This is a genomic window from Psychrobacter urativorans, from assembly GCF_904846695.1.
Lineage (GTDB): Bacteria > Pseudomonadota > Gammaproteobacteria > Pseudomonadales > Moraxellaceae > Psychrobacter > Psychrobacter urativorans.
On the sequence record NZ_CAJHBR010000001.1, the window covers coordinates 429,185 to 447,888 of the forward strand.

Annotated in this window: 16 protein-coding genes; 9 read left to right on the top strand and 7 right to left on the bottom strand. The window is 41.1% G+C overall.

What is annotated here, in order from left to right; all coding sequences use genetic code 11:
- Positions 1-182 precede the first annotated feature (182 nt).
- Positions 183-1,013, top strand: a complete 831-nt coding sequence (gene rpsB, locus JMY09_RS01770; RefSeq protein ID WP_201621853.1) for a 30S ribosomal protein S2 — start codon at positions 183-185, stop codon at positions 1,011-1,013.
- A 125-nt stretch (positions 1,014-1,138) separates the two neighbouring features.
- Positions 1,139-2,023 carry a translation elongation factor Ts gene (gene tsf / locus JMY09_RS01775; RefSeq protein WP_201621854.1) on the top strand — a complete coding sequence of 295 codons (885 nt, stop codon included), beginning with the start codon at positions 1,139-1,141 and terminating at the stop codon, positions 2,021-2,023.
- Positions 2,024-2,151: 128 nt separating this feature from the next.
- On the opposite strand, the gene JMY09_RS01780 is transcribed toward tsf, so the two are convergent.
- A complete protein-coding gene (locus JMY09_RS01780; protein ID WP_201621855.1) occupies positions 2,152-2,991 on the bottom strand; it encodes a lytic transglycosylase domain-containing protein in 840 nt (279 codons plus the stop codon).
- 576 nt (positions 2,992-3,567) lie between these two features.
- Positions 3,568-5,028 carry a ribosome rescue GTPase HflX gene (hflX, locus tag JMY09_RS01785; protein ID WP_227677101.1) on the bottom strand — a complete coding sequence of 487 codons (1,461 nt, stop codon included), beginning with the start codon at positions 5,026-5,028 and terminating at the stop codon, positions 3,568-3,570.
- A gap of 415 nt (positions 5,029-5,443) precedes the next feature.
- Here hflX and JMY09_RS01790 point away from each other — a divergent pair, with 415 nt between their 5' ends.
- Positions 5,444-6,259 carry a lysophospholipid acyltransferase family protein gene (locus JMY09_RS01790; protein WP_201621856.1) on the top strand — a complete coding sequence of 272 codons (816 nt, stop codon included), beginning with the start codon at positions 5,444-5,446 and terminating at the stop codon, positions 6,257-6,259.
- Between the two features lie 129 nt (positions 6,260-6,388).
- On the opposite strand, the gene JMY09_RS01795 is transcribed toward JMY09_RS01790, so the two are convergent.
- Together JMY09_RS01795 and JMY09_RS01800 are read right to left on the bottom strand one after the other, a co-directional pair.
- Positions 6,389-7,429 carry an aldo/keto reductase gene (locus JMY09_RS01795; protein WP_201621857.1) on the bottom strand — a complete coding sequence of 347 codons (1,041 nt, stop codon included), beginning with the start codon at positions 7,427-7,429 and terminating at the stop codon, positions 6,389-6,391.
- Between the two features lie 93 nt (positions 7,430-7,522).
- Positions 7,523-8,035: an FKBP-type peptidyl-prolyl cis-trans isomerase gene (locus JMY09_RS01800; RefSeq protein WP_201621858.1), complete on the bottom strand. Its 513-nt coding sequence runs from the start codon at positions 8,033-8,035 to the stop codon at positions 7,523-7,525.
- A 154-nt stretch (positions 8,036-8,189) separates the two neighbouring features.
- Here JMY09_RS01800 and JMY09_RS01805 point away from each other — a divergent pair, with 154 nt between their 5' ends.
- The 3 genes from JMY09_RS01805 to JMY09_RS01815 all read left to right on the top strand — a co-directional run bounded on the left by JMY09_RS01805 (position 8,190) and on the right by JMY09_RS01815 (position 10,020).
- On the top strand, positions 8,190-8,855 hold the full coding sequence (locus JMY09_RS01805; protein WP_201621859.1) for a DUF1294 domain-containing protein: 666 nt from the start codon (positions 8,190-8,192) through the stop codon (positions 8,853-8,855).
- 80 nt (positions 8,856-8,935) lie between these two features.
- Positions 8,936-9,547, top strand: a complete 612-nt coding sequence (locus JMY09_RS01810; RefSeq protein WP_201621860.1) for a glutathione S-transferase family protein — start codon at positions 8,936-8,938, stop codon at positions 9,545-9,547.
- Positions 9,548-9,552: 5 nt separating this feature from the next.
- Positions 9,553-10,020, top strand: a complete 468-nt coding sequence (locus JMY09_RS01815) for a hypothetical protein (RefSeq protein ID WP_201621861.1) — start codon at positions 9,553-9,555, stop codon at positions 10,018-10,020.
- Between the two features lie 145 nt (positions 10,021-10,165).
- Here JMY09_RS01815 and lspA read toward each other — a convergent pair whose 3' ends face one another.
- Both lspA and ileS read right to left on the bottom strand, forming a co-directional pair.
- Complete coding sequence (lspA, locus tag JMY09_RS01820) at positions 10,166-10,900, bottom strand: signal peptidase II (RefSeq protein ID WP_406947570.1); 735 nt, start codon at positions 10,898-10,900, stop codon at positions 10,166-10,168.
- Positions 10,875-13,751 carry an isoleucine--tRNA ligase gene (gene ileS, locus JMY09_RS01825; RefSeq protein WP_201621862.1) on the bottom strand — a complete coding sequence of 959 codons (2,877 nt, stop codon included), beginning with the start codon at positions 13,749-13,751 and terminating at the stop codon, positions 10,875-10,877. The genes lspA and ileS overlap by 26 nt, the downstream gene beginning before the upstream one ends.
- Before the next feature lie 562 nt (positions 13,752-14,313).
- Here ileS and JMY09_RS01830 point away from each other — a divergent pair.
- Positions 14,314-15,129, top strand: coding sequence for an ankyrin repeat domain-containing protein (locus JMY09_RS01830; protein ID WP_201621863.1), 816 nt, complete (start codon positions 14,314-14,316; stop codon positions 15,127-15,129).
- Positions 15,130-15,247: 118 nt separating this feature from the next.
- Here JMY09_RS01830 and JMY09_RS01835 read toward each other — a convergent pair whose 3' ends face one another.
- Positions 15,248-15,964, bottom strand: coding sequence for a GntR family transcriptional regulator (locus JMY09_RS01835; RefSeq protein ID WP_201621864.1), 717 nt, complete (start codon positions 15,962-15,964; stop codon positions 15,248-15,250).
- A gap of 140 nt (positions 15,965-16,104) precedes the next feature.
- Here JMY09_RS01835 and JMY09_RS01840 point away from each other — a divergent pair, with 140 nt between their 5' ends.
- Together JMY09_RS01840 and JMY09_RS01845 are read left to right on the top strand one after the other, a co-directional pair.
- Positions 16,105-16,803, top strand: coding sequence for an aspartate/glutamate racemase family protein (locus JMY09_RS01840; protein WP_201621865.1), 699 nt, complete (start codon positions 16,105-16,107; stop codon positions 16,801-16,803).
- Positions 16,804-16,849: 46 nt separating this feature from the next.
- Positions 16,850-18,205 carry an NCS1 family transporter gene (locus tag JMY09_RS01845; RefSeq protein ID WP_201621866.1) on the top strand — a complete coding sequence of 452 codons (1,356 nt, stop codon included), beginning with the start codon at positions 16,850-16,852 and terminating at the stop codon, positions 18,203-18,205.
- The last annotated feature ends 499 nt before the right edge of the window (positions 18,206-18,704 follow it).

An 18,704-nucleotide genomic window follows, 5' to 3' on the forward strand; every position in this document is an offset into this window, starting at 1 on the left:
CTCTATAAACCAACCAATGACACACACATCATGACAAAAAATTGCTGGGTGTTTGGCGACTTGATTAATTTGCATTAATAATAGTCTTACATAAATCATGTATCGATTATTGGCAAATGCGTGTTGCTAGATAGGTAGTTTTTGTGATGTGGAGGCATAACCCAACCACTAGGATATTGAACATGGCTACAGAAAATAAAAACCCTACCAAAATGCCAATGCGCGACTTATTACAAGCCGGCGCTCATTTTGGTCACCAAACACGTTTTTGGAACCCAAAAATGGGTCCATATATCTTTGGTGCGCGTAACAAAATTCATATCATTAACTTAGAGCACACCGTAAAAGCCTTCAATGAAGCGCTTAACTACGTTAACGGCTTAGCTGCTAAGAAAAACAAAGTATTGTTCGTAGGTACTAAACGCGCAGCTAGCGGTGTTATCCGTGAGCAAGCAGCCCGCGCTGGCATGCCTTATGTTGACCATCGCTGGTTAGGTGGTATGTTGACTAACTGGAAAACTCTACGTCAGTCAATCAATCGTCTAAAAGAGCTTGAAAAACAAGCAGAAGACGGTACTTTTGCTAAGCTTACCAAACGTGAAGCGCTAGAGCGTACTCGCGATATGGAAAAACTAGAGCGTTCATTAGGCGGCATCAAAGACATGGGCGGTTTACCTGACGCTATCTTTGTCGTTGACGTTGATCATGAAGCGATTGCTATTAAAGAAGCCAAAAACCTTGGTATTCCAGTAATCGGTATCGTTGATACTAACTCTAATCCTGATAATGTTGACTACGTTATCCCAGCTAACGATGATGCTATTCGTGCGGTAACTCTATACGTAACAGCTATTGCTGATGCCATCATCGCTGGTAAAGAGTATGCACAAACTCAAGCCAGTGGTAATGCTGATCAACAAGCTGCTGAGCAAGCGCCTACTACAGAAGAAGCTCCTGCTACTGCTAAAACTGAAGAAGCTCCAGTTGCTGCAGCAGAAGAAAAAGCTGAGTAAGACTTATAGCGTAACAGTTTAAGCAAACAACAGGCATGATGTAGTTCTACTCGTCATGCCTTGTTGTTGATACGTACAATAGAATTTAAGTACTTGTAATACATCACACTACTGAGGTAACTCTTATGACAGAAGTAAAAGTATCTGCCAAAATGGTAAAAGAATTACGTGACCGTACTGGTCTTGGCATGATGGAATGTAAAAAAGCATTAGAAGAGTCAAATGGCGATGTCGAAACTGCCATTGATAACCTACGCAAATCTGGTCAAGCAAAAGCAGCTAAAAAAGCGGGTAACATCGCAGCTGATGGCGCGATCATTATTGCTCAAGGCGATAAAAAAGCATTTTTGGTAGAAATCAATTGCCAAACTGACTTTGTAGCTAAAGACGATAGCTTCACAGCTTTTGCTGAAAAAGTAGCTAACATTGCTCTAGAAAATGACACTACTGATGTAGCTGCTCTTTCTGAATTGCCTTATGGCGATGGTCAAAGTGTTGAAGAAGCTCGTGTATCTTTAGTACAAAAAATTGGCGAAAACATTCAAATTCGTCGCATTGAAACCTTAGAAGGTAACAATATTGCTGCATACCGTCATGGTTTACGCATCGGTGTTGTAGTTTCTCTTGAAGACGAAAATGCAGACACTGGTAAAAACCTAGCTATGCACATTGCTGCGTTTAATCCAGTAGCAGTCGATGATGAAAATGTAGCTGCTGATGTATTGGCACGCGAAAAAGACATTATCGAAGCCAAAGCTAAAGAATCTGGCAAGCCTGATAACATCGTTGAAAAAATGATTGAAGGTGGCCTACGTAAGTATCTAGACGAAGTAACTTTACTACGTCAGCCATATGTTATGGACAATGACAAAAAAGTCGGCGACGTACTAAAAGCTGAAGGCGTAAAAGTTCTTGGCTTTAAACGTTTGGAAGTTGGCGAAGGCATTGAGAAAAAGCAAGAAGATTTTGCAGCTGAAGTTGCGGCTACTCAAGCGCTAGCTAATAAATAACTATTGATTTAGTTTATAGAACTTATAGTCTGATAATATACAAAAGGCCCGTTATTTAATTAACGGGCCTTTTTTGTACTATGATTCAATGATTTATAGGCAGTGCTTATATTTAACGATTAAAAAGCTTAGTTTAAAGCATTAAAAGCTGAGTTAGCATAGCTGGCTTTATTATTAATAGTACCATAACTGATATTTTGCAAACTTGGATTGGAGCTAGGACTATTAAGAGTAGGGTCGTTGAAACTACTGCCATTAAAACTACCGCTATTAAAACTACTGTTATTAGCTGATAAGCTGGCGTCGCCTTTATAGAGACTATTATAACGGTCCATTACTCTTTTTACGTAGTTACGGGTCTCTTTAAAGGGTGGGATACCGTTATATTTATCGACATTACCTTCACCAGCATTATAACCAGCTACTGCAAACTCAATATTATTATTAAAGCGACGCATCAACCAAGCGATATATTTGGCAGAACCCTCTATATTCTCAGCAGGATCCCAAGCATTGATGACTTTGAAGCGACGTGCTGTAGCTGGCATTAACTGCATTAAACCTTGCGCCCCTACTGGAGAGCGTGCATTCGGATTAAAGGCTGACTCAGTATGCATCATCGCTTTCATCAGTCCAGGGTCAACACCGTGACGCGCAGCTGAAGCTATAATATAGCCATCATAGGCATTACGACTACCACTATTGCTCGCGGCACTGCTACCATAATTGCTAGCGCTATTATTGTTAGAGTAGCTGCTGGCATCTTTATAATAAGTCACTTTAACTTTTTTAGTAAAGCTATCAAAATTACCGCTAGGGTTGACATTAGTGAGCAGTACTTGTCCGCCTTTGTCTTTAAAAATGTACATATTGCCAGCATGTGCACTAGCCGTTAAAGTTGCTAAAGTGACCGTGGCGGCCAACACAGATAGTAACGAGCAGCTAAATAAGGGCTTAATTTTTGTCATAAAAAATCACTTCTAATCAAAGAGTATCAGAGCACTTCAAGTATTTAAATAGGGTTCAACACAAAAAATATGCTCATGAAAAAATTGATTGACCAATAATAGTTAGTATTAATAATACTATTGACAATGGATAAAAAAGACAATAGTCGCTTATTATAGCACAAAACAGTCTTTTACCCTATGGGCTTATTAATTGAAAAATATAATTAATAGTAAAAATTTTATAAATAAATCAGCAGGATAGATTTAGTTTTTTCGCTATTGGCAGGGGAAATATCATAGCAGTTACTATTATAAATCAGCAATAAAGTTTGCTTAAAGTAGGGCTAACCGAAGAAGGGGACTGTTAGACGCTATACTCATCATTAACGGTCTATTACCAGTTATAGGGTGAAAGCTGCAATAGATGATTAAGCGTTAGCAAATAATTAAAAATTATATTATCGCAATAAAGGGGCTTAAAAAATGAGCATATAAGCCTATTTATGGCTCATATACTCAGGTTGTCATTGCTAGGGTAGCCCTCTACAGCGGCAGATTCTAATAACCTTCTGTGTCATTAATCACCGCTATTATTTAGTCATTATTACTATCGATAGAAACGTTAGCGATAGCCTCATCAGCAATGGTTTCATCTGCACTGGCAAATATCTGCTCATAAGTCAAATCTTCATCAGCGTTCAGCTCAATATCGTCCTTATCATCTTGCTGTTCAAAAGGTTCTAGAACTGGCAATAACAAGGTCGCTTGCGCTAAAGGCAATACATCTTTGGCTAATAAGTTAGCTTGACCTAATAGCTGGGTTAAGCGCTCGCTTGGCAGGCGTATAGTCAAACACTCATGACCACTATCGTCATAGCTTTCTTCTAAAATAACACCAAGCTCATATAAAGTGTTTTTGAAGTGTCCGGCATTATAAGGTAAGGTCAAATCAAAGGTGGTCAGCGTACCAGTCATCAGTTGCTGTACCGCTAGCGATAACTCTTCAATGCCTAAGTTGTTTCTTGAGGATACATAAACACGATTAGGGTCGCCTTCACTCGCGTAACCGATATGTGCAGGTTCGCCAGTTAGATCGATTTTATTATAGACATTGAGTACGGGTACATCATTCTCGATTTCAGCCAACACGGCTTTCACTGCTTCGATCTGCTCATGCATATCTTCGCTAGAAGAGTCGATAACGTGTAATAATAAATCTGCCTCTAAGGTCTCTTCTAAAGTGGCATGAAACGACTCCACCAACTCATGGGGTAGATGGCGGACAAAACCAACCGTATCGACTAACACCACACGGCCAACGCCTTGCCAATCTAAGCGGCGTAAGGTTGGGTCCAAAGTGGCGAATAGCTTGTCAGCGGCATATATGTTTTCATCGACTAAACGATTAAATAGCGTTGATTTACCAGCGTTGGTATATCCTACTAAGGAGATAGTAGGAACGTCTGATTTTTGTCGTCTTGCGCGACCTTGCGCTCGTGTTTGTCGTACTTTTTCGAGCTTGACCTTAAGCTGGCCTACTCGGGTTTGTAGTAAACGACGATCGGTTTCAAGCTGAGTTTCACCGGGACCACGTAGACCAATACCGCCTTTTTGACGCTCCAAATGCGTCCAACCACGCACTAAGCGCGTAGACAAGTGATTGAGCTGTGCTAGTTCAACTTGCAACTTACCTTCATAAGTACGAGCACGTTGAGCAAAAATATCGAGAATCAAACCAGTACGATCGAGTACTCGGCACTTCACCAAAGCTTCAAGGTTACGCTCTTGTGATGGCGATAAGCTATGATTGAATATTACAATGTCGGCGTCATGCTCACTGACCAGTTCAGCTATCTCTTGCGCTTTTCCTGAGCCGACGAAATACTTAGCATCAGGTCTTTGGCGTGAGCCCGTTACTAGCTCTACACGCTGCGCACCAGCAGAGTCAACCAGCAGCTCAAATTCGCCTAAATCATCAGGGTCTTGAATCTGACGAATGTCTAAATGTACTAAAATGGCGCGCTCGCCACCTTCATATCTTCCAAAATATTCCAAAGAGTATCACCTATTAGTTATGTAACATTTCATTAAATAGTAAGTTGAACGCTGTTATTAAAATAGCAGTTAGTTAATAAATTACGCTCAGATGATCACTTATATAAGGCCTTATCTGTTGATATTAAAGGTTATTAGCCTAATTATCGATGATTTTGTGTTACAGATTTTAATTTAATTAATAATACCGGTTAAGGGTTTGTCAAAAGCGTCAGTGTAGACCTTACTAGGCATCAGGTACTGAGTGAACAAATCATCACTGACTAGCAGAATTTTGCTATACTTATTTCGCTTTTTGCAACGCTGTTAACTGATAAAATCTAACTACCTATAACATCTAATTGCATATAAAGTCTAACTACCTATAAGCTTCAAAAATACCTAAACAGCCGTTATTTAATGATGAGGGACACAGATGAGTCAATCTAAGTCAAAAATTTCACTGAGAAAGCAATTGGGTCGTGGCAAAAAGATAGCCGGTATGACGACAACTATTGCTGGTGGCTTGCGTACGGCACAGCGTATCGGTGCTTTTAGAGAACCACCTCGCGAAAAGCTACCACGCTATATTCAAACCTTTTGCCGTAAAATGGCAGGCTCTTTTGGGGTAAAGATAGTACCTATCGAACCTGTGCCCCAGCATCATGGACTATGGGTGTCTAATCATGTTTCTTGGATGGATATCCCAGTAGTGGGCAGCGTCAGTCCAGCGTTCTTTTTGTCAAAAGCTGAAATTGGTGAATGGCCAGTATTTGGTAAGCTGGCCCAGGCAGCAGGCACAGTGTTTATCGAGCGTGGCTCCGGTGATACTGGATCAGTAGCAACCCAAATAGCGAGTTTTTTGAATGAGGGGTTTTCGGTTATTTTCTTCCCTGAGGCAACGACTACTGATGGTACTAAGATCAAACGTATTCACGGTACTTTATTGCAAGCAGCGATAGATACTGGTGTACCTATTCAGCCTTTAGTATTGTGCTATGTCAATAAGGATGGAGAGCTTAGTAAAGAGTTGCCTTATTATGGCAAGCTGACTATGAAAGATAGCTTGAAAATGGTACTCGACAGCAGGCAAATTACCGCTTATGTGCTACCGCTTGAACCTCTAGATCCTAACGGTCATAATAAAAGTCAGTTAACCAATTTATTGCAACAACGAATGCAAGATGGCTTAAAAGAGCTGCATGCTCGGGTATTGACGCAGCCAAACAATAACTCTACTTCCGTGCTATAAAATACAATCTTATGACTCTAAAGTATAAGTCAGCATTTATTATTATTTAACGTTATAAAAAAGGCGCAAATCATAATGGTTTGCGCCTTTTTTGGTTAAAACCAATTCATTACTGTAACACAATAAATATTATGGTGAAGGATTTGGTTGACGCGCATGCACAGCTTCAATGGCTTCTAATACTTCTGGGCTTAAAGTGATATTCACACTACCAATATTAGATTTTAGCTGCTCAATACTAGTGGCACCAATGATATTGCTAGTCACAAAAGAGCGAGTATTAACAAAAGCCAAAGCCATTTGCGCCATATCTAAACCAGCATCAGCGGCGATCTTGGCATACTGTACAGTTGCTGATACTGCTTGCTCATTGATATAGCGATCAAAGCGATCATACTCAGTTAGACGTGCGCCAGCTGGACGCTTACCATCAAGATACTTACCAGATAATACGCCAAAGCCAAGTGGCGAGTAAGCCAGTAAGCCTACGTTTTCGCGATGTGATATCTCCGCCATAGCGACTTCATACAGTCTATTGAGTAAGCTATAAGGATTTTGTACAGTAATAGGAGCAATTAAGCCATTTTTATCAGCTTGCGATAGATAGCTCATCAGTCCCCAAGCCGTATCATTAGACAGTCCATAAGCACGGATACGGCCCTTTTTAATCTCATCATTCAAGGCTTGAATGGTCTCTAAAAACGGCGTCAAATCGTCTAACGACTGTGCTGCCATATCTTCGCTATAGCCACGTTGACCGAAGAAATTAGACTGACGTTCAGGCCAGTGTAGCTGATAGATATCAATATAATCAGTTTGTAGACGTTGAAGGTTACCATCGATAGCGCTGCTAATGTGTTCAGCATTAAAGCGAGTTTTACCGTCACGCAAAAAGTTCATTGGAGAGATTTTGCTGGCTAGTACTACTTTATCGCGCTGCTTAGTTTTAGCGAACCAGGTGCCCATAAAGCGCTCAGTATCACCTTGCTTGTCTTTGTCTGGTGGTGAAGGATACATCTCAGCGGTATCCCAAAAATTCACCCCTTCACTAAGTGCTACATCCATCTGCTCATGGGCTTGGCTTTCACTATTTTGTTGTCCCCATGTCATAGTACCTAGACAAATTTTGGAAACCTTTTCATCGATTTGTGGGAGTGTTTGATACTGCATAAGATGTCCTTTAACGATTGGTTTTGAATAATTGGTTTTAACTATTTGGATAGTTTCAATGTTTTATAACTTTTCGTACTTTGCTAGCACCTACTATCTTAGCTGGATACCGGTAACGCCAGGTGGGGTGACTTTAAAAATTTTGACTTTGAATAATACGGCTTGTCCAGCTAACGGATGATTAAAATCGACCTCAATCTCATCATCTCCAATGGCATTAATAGTGCCCGCTAGCGTGTTTTTTCCCTTGTCCTCAAATTCAATCATCATACCGATTTCAGGATTATCAGCGACAAGTGCAAACTGAGCGCGGCTAAAATGCTGAATATTATCGGGGTTCCAGTCGCCAAAAGCTTGCTCCGGATCTAAGTGGGCACTACGAGTATCTCCAGCTCGCAAATTCATCAGTACTTGCTCAAACCCTGGTAATAAGCTCTCGTCACCGATAGTCAAAGATACAGGGGTCTCTCGACTAAAGGTTGAGTCAATCACCGTGCCATTCTCTAAGGATACTTCAAAATGTAGCTTAACTAGACTGGCATAAGTGATACGAGTATCTTCATTGGGATTAATAAATTGCGATTCATTGATAGTTTCTTTGGTCATAATCAGGAGGCCATCTATTGGTGATGTGAATGAAGGCAGTGCATTAATAATAGTCATAGAAATGATAAGCTAAATACAAAACCCTGTAAGCGTAAATAGTGTAACGCAAATGGTGTAAGATATCTGATGAATCTAGAAGACGGTAGCATTATCAATGACGAGCGAACAACAAAGCACTTTTCAGCAAGGAAAAGTTAGGAAATGGCAAGAAGACAAAGGCTTTGGTTTTATCGAGACTGAAGCTGGCGAGTCAGTATTTTTTCATGTCAGTGAGTTCAAAGCACCACGCAGACCGGTTAATGGTGATGAGGTAGTGTTTACCATTGGACCAGACAGCCAAGGAAGGATGCAAGCGAAGCAAGTACAAGAGCTAGAGTTTGTACAACAGAAAATCGCTCATAAGAATAAACAAATCCGTAAGCGTAATTCACACAAAAGCCAGCAAGCTGATTTTGAAGAAGGCCAGAAGAAACGCTTGTTTCTTGGTGTGGGCTTTTATGGGATGTTGATATTATTAGCGGCTACTAATAAGCTGAGCTGGCTAGTAGTTGCTTGGTACATAGCAATAGGAATAATTACTTATATCGTCTATGCCAAAGATAAAGCTGCGGCGCAGAGTAATAACTGGCGTACCGCAGAGACGACTTTGCATATTTTAAGTGCGCTTGGGGGTTGGGTGGGGGCGATGGTTGCGCAGATTTACTTACGTCATAAGTCACAAAAAGCTGATTTTCGTGTCGCTTATTATTTGACGGTAGTGATTAACTTGGCAGGGCTGTTATTTGTATTGGCAGGTGGCGATGTAAAAGGGCTGTTGTAGATCTTCATTATCTTATTTAGGCCAGCATAAGTAATTGTACTTTAGCAAAATTTCTTATTAATTATAAAAGGCAAAATCTAGTGATTACATTATATAAATACACTCATCCAAGTCGAGCAGAAACAGTTCTTTGGGCCCTTAAAGAGCTTGGCTTAGATTATGAAATCAAAGCGTTAGATGCTAAAAAAAACGAGCAAAGAAATCCTGAGTTTTTAGCGATTAATCCTTACGGAAAAATACCTGCTATCACCCATAATGGTCAGCACTTCACCGAATCTTTGGCGATCATTGAATACTTAAATGACTTACATCCTGATAAGCCCTTAACCCCAAACATTGACAATGTAAATTACGCTGAACAAAACTATAAGCTACGTAAAGTTATCTCATTTGGCATGATTGAGATCGAAAGCTATTTATGGATATTGACTAAGATTAAAGTTTTAAGAAACTTTGAAAACTGGTCTGAAGGTACGGCTGAAAACTGCATAGCTTCTATTAATAAAGCGCTACCCATAGCGTGCGATTGGCTAGAAGGACAGAACTATATAGCAGGAGAGAGCTTTACGTTAGCAGATATTTATTATCATCATCTGTTTTCTTGGTTAAAAATGTTAAGGATAAGATTACCTGAGACAGTGATGGCTTATCTCAAAAGATTGTCAGCACGGGAGAGTTTTCCTAAGGGGTAGGTTCTATGTACACTTTTGAACAAGTCCTACCTCTAATCGAAGGCAGCTACGGCGAGACATGTTGTCGCAAGCGAGTAGGCTATTACTATAGTCTAGCAGTAGATTTTGGAAAGAAAATTTATCACAATAAAAAACGGAATGTAGATTCTTTTTATGGTGAATGGCAATTTCGTACTTACAATCGTATGTGGAAAATAATAAAAGATGAGCAGGTTATCCTACAAGGTCAGAATAATACTGGCAGTAATGATGACTTGGATGATTTATTGCAGCAGATTGAATTTGGTAGACTAATAAATATTTCAATCAATACTGATCTTGATTTAGTTTTAGAACTTGATAATGGCTTATCGATTGAGTTTCTTAGTCGTAGCAAAGAAGAGGAAATCTGTGTGATTTTTTTACCTAATAATGGATATCTTACTTATCACTTTAACCAAGACTGGGAATATGATATCAGCGACATACAATAATAATTCATTTTAAGCTTGATTATAAATGATTGAGTGTGAAAATGTGTATTTTTGCTGGGCTAAAAGCGCCAGCCTACAATAAAAACAAACCCCGCCATAGAGAGCTAGGACGGGGTTTGTTGTTGATAATTTGTACTAACTCACATTAGCTACTACGTTTGCTCTCTAAAAATATCATATCGATGATAATCAACAGCACACCGATGCAGATAGCCATATCAGCGACGTTAAAGATAGGATAATGCCAAACGTTGGCATAATGCACATGGATAAAATCGATAACGTGACCATGTAACAATCGATCGATCAAGTTACCTACTGCACCGCCAAGTACTAAGGCTAAACCAAGAGATAGCAGTTTAGCTGGACGTGGAGCTTTGATTAGATAGATAGTCAAAAATATCGACATCACTAAAGCTAACCCTGAAAAAAACCACTTTTGCCAACCGCCAGCATCCGCCAAAAAGCTAAAAGCAGCCCCGTAGTTATAAGCCAAAGTCCAATTAAGGAACGGCTCAATCACTGATAATGGCTCATTAAAAGTTAAGTTAGTTTCAGCTAGCCATTTAGTCCACTGATCGATAGCTAATACTAGTAGTGATAGCGCATACCAGACAAACGCACGACTACCATTAGCAGTCATTTTTGCAGTTTTACGCAAGCGTCCTTTCGGTACTAATGAGCTACCAGTAGTGACATGCGCAACCTTACGATCATTAGTGGCAACGTCAATCGATTGCTCAATGCTAGCACTATCTAGCGTAGTTTCGTCAATGATTTCAACGCTACCCAACTTAGTGCTATCTAGCTTGACGGTATTTAAACCATCATTACTACTATTGTGCTCAGTCGAGTTAGGCATAGTGGCGCACCTCGCCATTACCACTGACGTTAGTCACGCAACGCGCACACAGTTCAGGATGAGAGGCATCGACACCGATGTCATCACGGATATGCCAGCAGCGCACGCATTTAGTGCCTTTAGCAGCAGTAATCACCACTTTTAAGTCAGCAGCGCTTTCGTTACTATTCTCAGCATTATCTCCAGCAGTAGCGGCAATATTAGCATCAGCAGGTGCTTTGCTGATTGGCTGTAAAGTGGCACTACTAGTAATCAACACAAAACGCAGCTCTTCGCCTAATTTAGCTAAGCTGTCATACATACTACTATCAGCGTATAAAGTAGCATCAGCAGATAGGTTGGCATTAATAAGCTTGTTTTCACGTGCGGTTTCAATGTTCTTATTGACCATGTCTTTGGCACGCATGATATGTTGCCAGTCCTCAATACTAATAGCACTTAGCTCGAATGCTGGGAACTCATACCAGCCTTGGGTAAAGACGTAACGGTCTGCCTCATCCAAGCTTGCATCATTACCCTGCATGACTTCCCATGCTTCTTGAGCAGTGAACGACAAGATAGGGGTAATCCAACGAATCAAGGCTTGAGCGATATGATAAATAGCAGTCTGTGCCGAGCGACGTGGCTCACCATCCGCTTGGGTAGTGTACTGACGATCTTTAATAATATCTAAATAGAACCCACCTAAGTCTTGCGAGCAAAACGCAGTAATGTGCTGAGTGACTTGATGGAAGTCCATAGCATCATAAGCTTCAATGATTTGCTGCTGTACCGTTTGCGCACGCTCAATAATAAACTTGTCTAAGCTCACCAATTGATTGACATCGACGCTATTGATAGCAGGATCAAAGTCGTCAGTATTGGCCAATAAGAAACGTAAGGTATTACGGATACGGCGATACATATCGATAGCGCCTTTGAATACAGTCTTACCCGCACTCATCTCATAGCGATAGTCGCTAGAGGCAATCCATAAGCGTAACATATCGGCACCGGTCTTATTGATCTCTTCTTGTGGGGTGATGATATTGCCAAGTGACTTACTCATCTTACGGCCGTTTTCATCAACTACGAAGCCATGAGTCAATACTTGCTTGAAGGGGGGGCGTTGATACATAGCCTCAGAGGTCAGTAGTGAGGTCTGGAACCAACCACGATGTTGATCTGAACCTTCTAGATATAGATCAGCCGGGTTAGTGAGCTCATCGCGTTGCTCAAGGACGGTAAAGTGGGTCGTTCCTGAGTCAAACCATACATCTAAAGTATCAGTAGCTTTATCATAATCGCTAGCTTCGCTACCTAAAAAGTCCTCACAGCTGGCATCAAACCAAGCTTCGACACCGCCGTCATGGATCTTTTGGGCAGCAACTTCCATTAGCTCTAATGTGTTAGGATGCAGCTCGCCGGTTTCTTTATGAGTAAAGAAAGCAATCGGCACACCCCAAGTACGCTGGCGAGAGATACACCAATCTGGACGACCGTTCATCATCGACTCAATGCGGTTTTGACCCCAAGCTGGCGTCCAGTTCACTTTTGTAATATCAGCAAGGGCACGCTCACGTAGGCCTTCAACTTCCATACTAATGAACCACTGCGGCGTCGCCCGAAAGATAATCGGTGACTTGTGACGCCAGCAATGCGGGTAGCTATGCTCGATTTTGGTATGATTAATTAAATGGCCGTTGTCATGCAAAGCAGCAATAATCTTAGGATTGGCTTTATAGATATGCTCACCGGCAAATACTGCAGCGCTCTCTAAATAGACCCCGTTGCCACCGACTGGGTTTTCTACTGGCAGGTTATACTTTAGACCAACAATATAATCGTCAAGACCATGACCAGGAGCGGTATGTACTAGACCAGTACCACTATCGACAGTGACGTGATCGCCTAAAATGATTGGCACTTGACGCGTGTCAATAAGTGGATGCTGGGCACGTAGACCTTCAAGCTCAGTCCCTGATACAGTGGCTAATACGCCCTGATTGCTCAGTCTAAGCTCAGTCAATGCGCTTTCAACCAGTTCAGCTGCTAACAGTAGATTGCCTTTTTCAGTGGCTACTACACTATAGTTATGCTCAGGATGTACTGAGATAGCTTGGTTAGCAGGCAAAGTCCAAGGCGTTGTGGTCCAAATAACGGCTGCAATAGTATCAGTGATATCAGTGATATCAGTGATATCAGCAAAAGCGGCTAGCTTGTCAGTATCTAATACATCAAAGCTAACATAGATAGCATCGGAGACTTTGTCCTGATATTCCACTTCGGCTTCAGCCAATGCTGAGGTACAGTCTAAACACCAGTTAACCGGCTTCATTCCGCGAGTTACATGGCCATTCTCATGAATCTTAGCCAAGGCCCGAACGATATTGGCTTCTTGATGGAAGTTCATGGTTAAGTAGGGATTATCCCAATCACCAAAGACGCCCAAACGTTTAAAGTCAGCTTTTTGCAGCTCGATTTGAGTGCTAGCATATTCGCGGCAAAGACCACGAAACTCCGTAGCGGATACTTTTTGGCCGACTTTACCCACTTTGGCTTCAACCTTTTGCTCGATTGGCAGACCGTGACAGTCCCAACCCGGCACGTAAGGCGCATCGAATCCTGATAAAGTTTTTGACTTTACAATAATGTCTTTTAATACTTTATTGACGGCATGCCCTAAATGAATCTGACCGTTGGCATAAGGAGGGCCATCATGCAGAATATATTTAGGTGCGCCTATACGGGCTTGACGAATCTTGCCATAGACATCGTCAGCTTCCCATGCAGTAAGCCAATCTGGCTCACGGTTGGCGAGATTGGCACGCATTGGAAATTCAGTGTCAGCAAGGTTTAGAGTGTCTTTATAGTCGGTAGGTTCAGTCATATTAGGGTCTTGCCTTTAGTCATACGGTAAGAGGATTTGTGTCGTTCAAAGCTAGATTTAAGTGGTTCAAAGCTAGTGGTTCAAAGCTAATAGTACAAAGCTAATAGTACAAAGCCAAAATTGCAATGAGGTCTGTTAAACAATGATTTATAAGATGGTGAGCATAAGTAGTAAAATCAAGGCTACCTATTATAGGATAAATAAGGCATTAAAAACAGCGAGTAAGATATTGAAGACAAAAGCTAGGATAATAAAAGCTTGTTTATAAAAACACCTCTTCTATTTGTCTATAATTTATCGCTTGTTAAGAACTGGCATTCAGTATTTATTCTGTATTTTAAGTCGTAAACAGTGCTAACGATTGGCTCAATATATTAATAATCACTACAACAATAGCTGAAGTAAAAAAAATTTAAAATTGTTAACAATTATTAAAAGTCTGATTAAAAAGGTGCTATATTCGTGATTGTGAGAGCTGAATACATTAGCAATACTCAGCAAGGATTGCTGTCATCAGTTGATCATATGGAACTATCTTTCAATTCAACTGTGAGATTATGTTATGGAAAACATTTACAGAATAAGCGCTTCAGCCCTTATGGTCGCTATGCTGGCAACGGGTTGTTCAACAACTAACCCTACAACTCTCAATAACCAAAGCACACTGGCCAAAAATATAAAAGTAGTGCAAGTACCTAAGGGCGAGCCTGTAGCGCAACCCTATTTTCGCTTTAGTGATGCTAAGAACTTTGAGCTTACTAATAAAGACCGACTTGCCAACCGCAATTTTTATTCTCAACCTTCTATAGGCGCAGATGCTAAATGGTTCGATGCTCTAAAGCATGGTGATATGGCGACGGTTACATATATGGTGGAGAATGGTCAAAATTTGGAAGCTATAGATACGGGCAGTCTTGATCAAACCGCTTTAGGGTGGGCGGCGTTTATTGGTTATGAAGATATGGTCGATTATTTAGTAGAACAAGGCGCAAACCTATATGCTACTGATAAGGGTGATGCCTACAACGCTTTAAAGTCTGCCACTTTAGGGACCAACGTTCGAATCACTAAAAAAATACATCAACTATTAGATGCCAAATCCCCTATAGACTTAGACGATCAATCTGCAGCGGTTGACCGCGAAGGGGAGACCTTAGTCATGATTGCCGCTAGTAATGATCGTAGAGAAAACGTCAAGTACTTGATATCTCAAGGAGTGAATTTAAACTTAGTTGCAACTACTGATGACAAAACACGCTATGCCTATGATCAAAGCGCCTATTCCTATGCCTGCACGCGCAATCTAGTAGATATGCAAAAGCTGCTCGCGGCGAATGGGGCAATAAACCATCGTACTGGTAAGGCGAGCTGTGAATAACCGTTAACCGTTTTAACTTGATTATTACTATAATAAATAGCTGTTAAAAAGCCTCTAACATACAAATTCATTACGACTTGTGTGCTAGAGGCTTTTTAGTGGCTAATTAGGCAAAATGCTAAATAGGCGTGGCCGTTAGTTGCTCTGATAAACTATAAAAAGGTTGGGCTGTACGCTGGAAATCAAGCCCAGACTCTAAATGATTGAGATGTTGATCGATCAAAAATATAAGCTGTGCTTCATCTCTGGCTTCTATGGCTTTTACAATACCTAAATGCTCATCTTCGGCACAGTTAGAAGAGCCTATTTTATTGTATAAGCCAATGATTAGAGTAGTACGTAAAGTCAACTCACTCAAGAACTTCTCTAATACTTGATTGTTAGCGATAGTCGCTAAGTGCATGTGAAATTCTCGTGATAAACGCAGTTCTGCTGGCTTATCTCCTAAGGCACGAGCTTCCGCTTCAGCAGTGATAGTAGCGCGCATATTAATAATATCTTCAGCACCAGCGTTCTCAATAACACTACAAGCTAACTTACGTTCGATAGTACGGCGAGCCTCGAATACATCTCCTGCTTCTTTAGGAGAAGGTGTAGAGACAAAAGCGCCTCGGTTGGGCTGCAATTGCACCACATGCATAGTGGCCAAAGTGGAGAGTGCTCGCCTGACATTGGCTCTATTACAATTAAATAAGTCGCTCAGCATTTGTTCACCAAGTTTGGTCCCTGCTGGTAAACGCTGTTCTGATACTGCAGCTGTGATAGAGCTGATGATTGCCTGTTCTGGTATTTCATCAACTTCTAAAGCTAGTTTTTTAAGTTTTGATTTAGTCATAGTTGAGATTATAGTGGGCTAAATCCTTCTTCACAACAAATAATAAAAATATTGATTGTTTTGTTAACAATAATAGTTAACAATGATTGTTAACAAGTATATTTAGTCTGCAATCAAACAATGATCAAAGGTGAAGCCCTATGAAAATCTTAGTTATGAACCCTAATTCAACCACCTCTATGACTGACAAGATTGTAGAGAGTGCGCGTAAAACAGTCAGTATAGGTACAGAAATAATCGGCGCATCAGGAACAGATTCTCCGGCATCTATCCAAGGCCATTATGACGAAGCTATGTCAGTACCTGGTCTGTTAGCTCGTCTAAAACAAGCTGAGGCAGATGGAGTTGATGGGGTAGTGGTTGCCTGTTTTGATGATCCTGGTATTGGCGCTTGTCGTGAAGTGTTTTCAGGTCCGGTTTTAGGTATCTGTGAAGCAGCAGTGAAAGCGGCTAGCATGATTTCGACTTCTTTTAGCGTCGTTACTACCTTGCCACGCTCTATTCCAGTGATTGAAGAGCTGATTCATGGCTACGGCTTATCTCATCGCTGCAGACGTGTACGCTCTGCTGCTATTCCAGTACTGGCACTTGAAGAGCCTGGTTCGGGTGCGCGTGAAAAGGTTCGTGATGAAATATTACGTGCCGTAGCTGAAGATAACTGTGAAGCCATCGTATTAGGCTGTGCAGGCATGGCTGATTTGACAGAATGGTTAACCCAAGAAACAGGCGTTCCGGTTATCGATGGCGTCACGGTTGCTACTCGCATGGTTGAGGCTTTAGTTGGTTGTGGCTTGAAAACCAGCAAAATTGGTGCTTATGCGAAACCTATTCAAAACTAGATCAGCCTAGATTTATCAATAAATTTTCTCAAGGAAGGAGAATATAATGGAAAATGTGAGAACTGCTAGCGCATCTGGGGTGGATACCCTTGACCATAAAGGAGTAGGGCAAGAAAGCCTTGCTCCGCAGACCACACGTATTATGGGTCCTTGGTCTTATCTGTTTGCTTGGTTGGGTGGTTGTGTATCGATTGGCACATTCACTGTTGGCTCTGGCCTAGTCGGTACATTGAACTTACTACAAGTGGTTGTGGCTATCACTATTGGTTGTACGGTCATTGGTGCCGCGCTAATGATAAATGGTCGTGCTGGTCACAAGTATGGCATTCCATTCATGGTGCAGTGCCGGTCCGCATTCGGCTTTTCAGGTAACCGTATCCCAGCAATAGTACGCTCAGTGCCCGCTATTGTATGGTTTGGCTTTCAAAGCTGGATTGGTGCTGGTGCGTTAAACTTAGTATCGGATACTTTGTTTGGCTACAACAACCTAATAGTGTTCTTTGTTGGTTTTCAGTTTCTACAAATTGGTCTATCTGTTCTTGGTTTTCACGGTATAAAGTGGCTAGAGAATATCGGTTCAGTCTTTATCATTGGCTCGCTCGTTTATATGTTTTTTAGTGTCATCAGTAAATATGGTGACGCCATCTCAACCAATCTGATTAACGTCGAAGGTACTTGGGGTACGCCTTTTTGGGGTGCAACTATGTTGTTCCTAGGGGTTTACAGTACTATGATGCTCAACGTCTCTGACTATTCGCGAGAATTGCATAAGAACGTTGGTCTATTTCGTCAAGTCGCCATCTATGCCAACTCAATCCTACCAGCAACCCTGTTCATGGGTTTGATTGGTCTAATGGTTACTAGTGCTACTGGGGAAGTTGACCCTATTAGCGTATTTTCAAGCGCCGTTGATAACAAGCCTTTATTAGTTATCACTATGATTTTTATTGCCTTTGCGCAAGTGACTACTAACATCTTAAATAACGTAGTACCACCCGCCTATGCATTAATGGATATCTTCAATCTTAAATTTAAAACAGCGGCAGTTGTTGTCGGCCTATTGGCATTCTGCACATTTCCTTGGGAATTAGTAAAAGACGAGTCTGCTGCCGGATTAAACTTATTCATTCAAACCTATTCAGCATTCTTAGGTCCATTGTTTGCCATCTTAGTGGTTGATTATTATTTCATCCGTAAGCAGAATCTTGATCTTGATAAACTGTATGATGAAAATGGTCCTTATAAAGGTGTCAATATGGCTGCTGTCATTGCGATGGTGGTTGGGGTTGTGGTTGCTTTGACGTTCTCAAGTGTTTCTTGGTACGCCGGTTTGATTCCAGCAGGTGGTCTGTATTGGTTACTGATGCTTAAACTACCTTCTGCACAGCGGTTTATGCCATAAATCTACACCAGTTAATCGATGTTTAATAGTCCCTGCGCTGGTAAATCCTGCGGCGGGGACTATTGCGTTAGCGGCGACTAAAATGCGATATTTATCAATAGTATTAGTTATCTAATTACATGGATCATCTAATGGCACTCATTGTCCAATCATCCAATCATCCAATCATCCAATCATCCAATCATCCAATCATCCAATCATCCAATCATCTATAGTCAATCCTATATAAAAAAGCACAGCCATTACAGCGTGCTACTAATATAAATTTTCCTTGTGTGCTGCGGTTAACCTAATTTTTTATAGGGATGTTTTAGTCAAGGGCTAAGACTAAAGAGCGTTGCAGGATACTGCTATAATTTTAGTTGCTTAATCTGGCCGCATTGTGTACAACAGTAGCTAATAACTATTATTAATTAGTCAAAATCTTAGTAATCCCTCTACAATTGCCATCTCCTCAAAAAACTATTAAAACAGCAAACCCTCAAAACCTATTAGTCTG

Excerpts from the sequence above, each read along its gene's own strand:
- JMY09_RS01815 (WP_201621861.1), top strand. The coding sequence starts at position 9,553 with ATGTACACTTTTGAACAAGTCCTACCTCTAATCGAAGGCAGCTACGGC.
- JMY09_RS01795 (WP_201621857.1), bottom strand. The coding sequence starts at position 7,429 with ATGCAGTATCAAACACTCCCACAAATCGATGAAAAGGTTTCCAAAATT.
- JMY09_RS01805 (WP_201621859.1), top strand. The coding sequence starts at position 8,190 with ATGACGAGCGAACAACAAAGCACTTTTCAGCAAGGAAAAGTTAGGAAA.
- rpsB (WP_201621853.1), top strand. The coding sequence starts at position 183 with ATGGCTACAGAAAATAAAAACCCTACCAAAATGCCAATGCGCGACTTA.
- JMY09_RS01835 (WP_201621864.1), bottom strand. The coding sequence starts at position 15,964 with ATGACTAAATCAAAACTTAAAAAACTAGCTTTAGAAGTTGATGAAATA.
- JMY09_RS01845 (WP_201621866.1), top strand. The coding sequence starts at position 16,850 with ATGGAAAATGTGAGAACTGCTAGCGCATCTGGGGTGGATACCCTTGAC.
- JMY09_RS01800 (WP_201621858.1), bottom strand. The coding sequence starts at position 8,035 with ATGACCAAAGAAACTATCAATGAATCGCAATTTATTAATCCCAATGAA.
- JMY09_RS01840 (WP_201621865.1), top strand. The coding sequence starts at position 16,105 with ATGAAAATCTTAGTTATGAACCCTAATTCAACCACCTCTATGACTGAC.
- JMY09_RS01790 (WP_201621856.1), top strand. The coding sequence starts at position 5,444 with ATGAGTCAATCTAAGTCAAAAATTTCACTGAGAAAGCAATTGGGTCGT.
- tsf (WP_201621854.1), top strand. The coding sequence starts at position 1,139 with ATGACAGAAGTAAAAGTATCTGCCAAAATGGTAAAAGAATTACGTGAC.
- JMY09_RS01780 (WP_201621855.1), bottom strand. The coding sequence starts at position 2,991 with ATGACAAAAATTAAGCCCTTATTTAGCTGCTCGTTACTATCTGTGTTG.
- lspA (WP_406947570.1), bottom strand. The coding sequence starts at position 10,900 with ATGGCGAGGTGCGCCACTATGCCTAACTCGACTGAGCACAATAGTAGT.
- JMY09_RS01830 (WP_201621863.1), top strand. The coding sequence starts at position 14,314 with ATGGAAAACATTTACAGAATAAGCGCTTCAGCCCTTATGGTCGCTATG.
- ileS (WP_201621862.1), bottom strand. The coding sequence starts at position 13,751 with ATGACTGAACCTACCGACTATAAAGACACTCTAAACCTTGCTGACACT.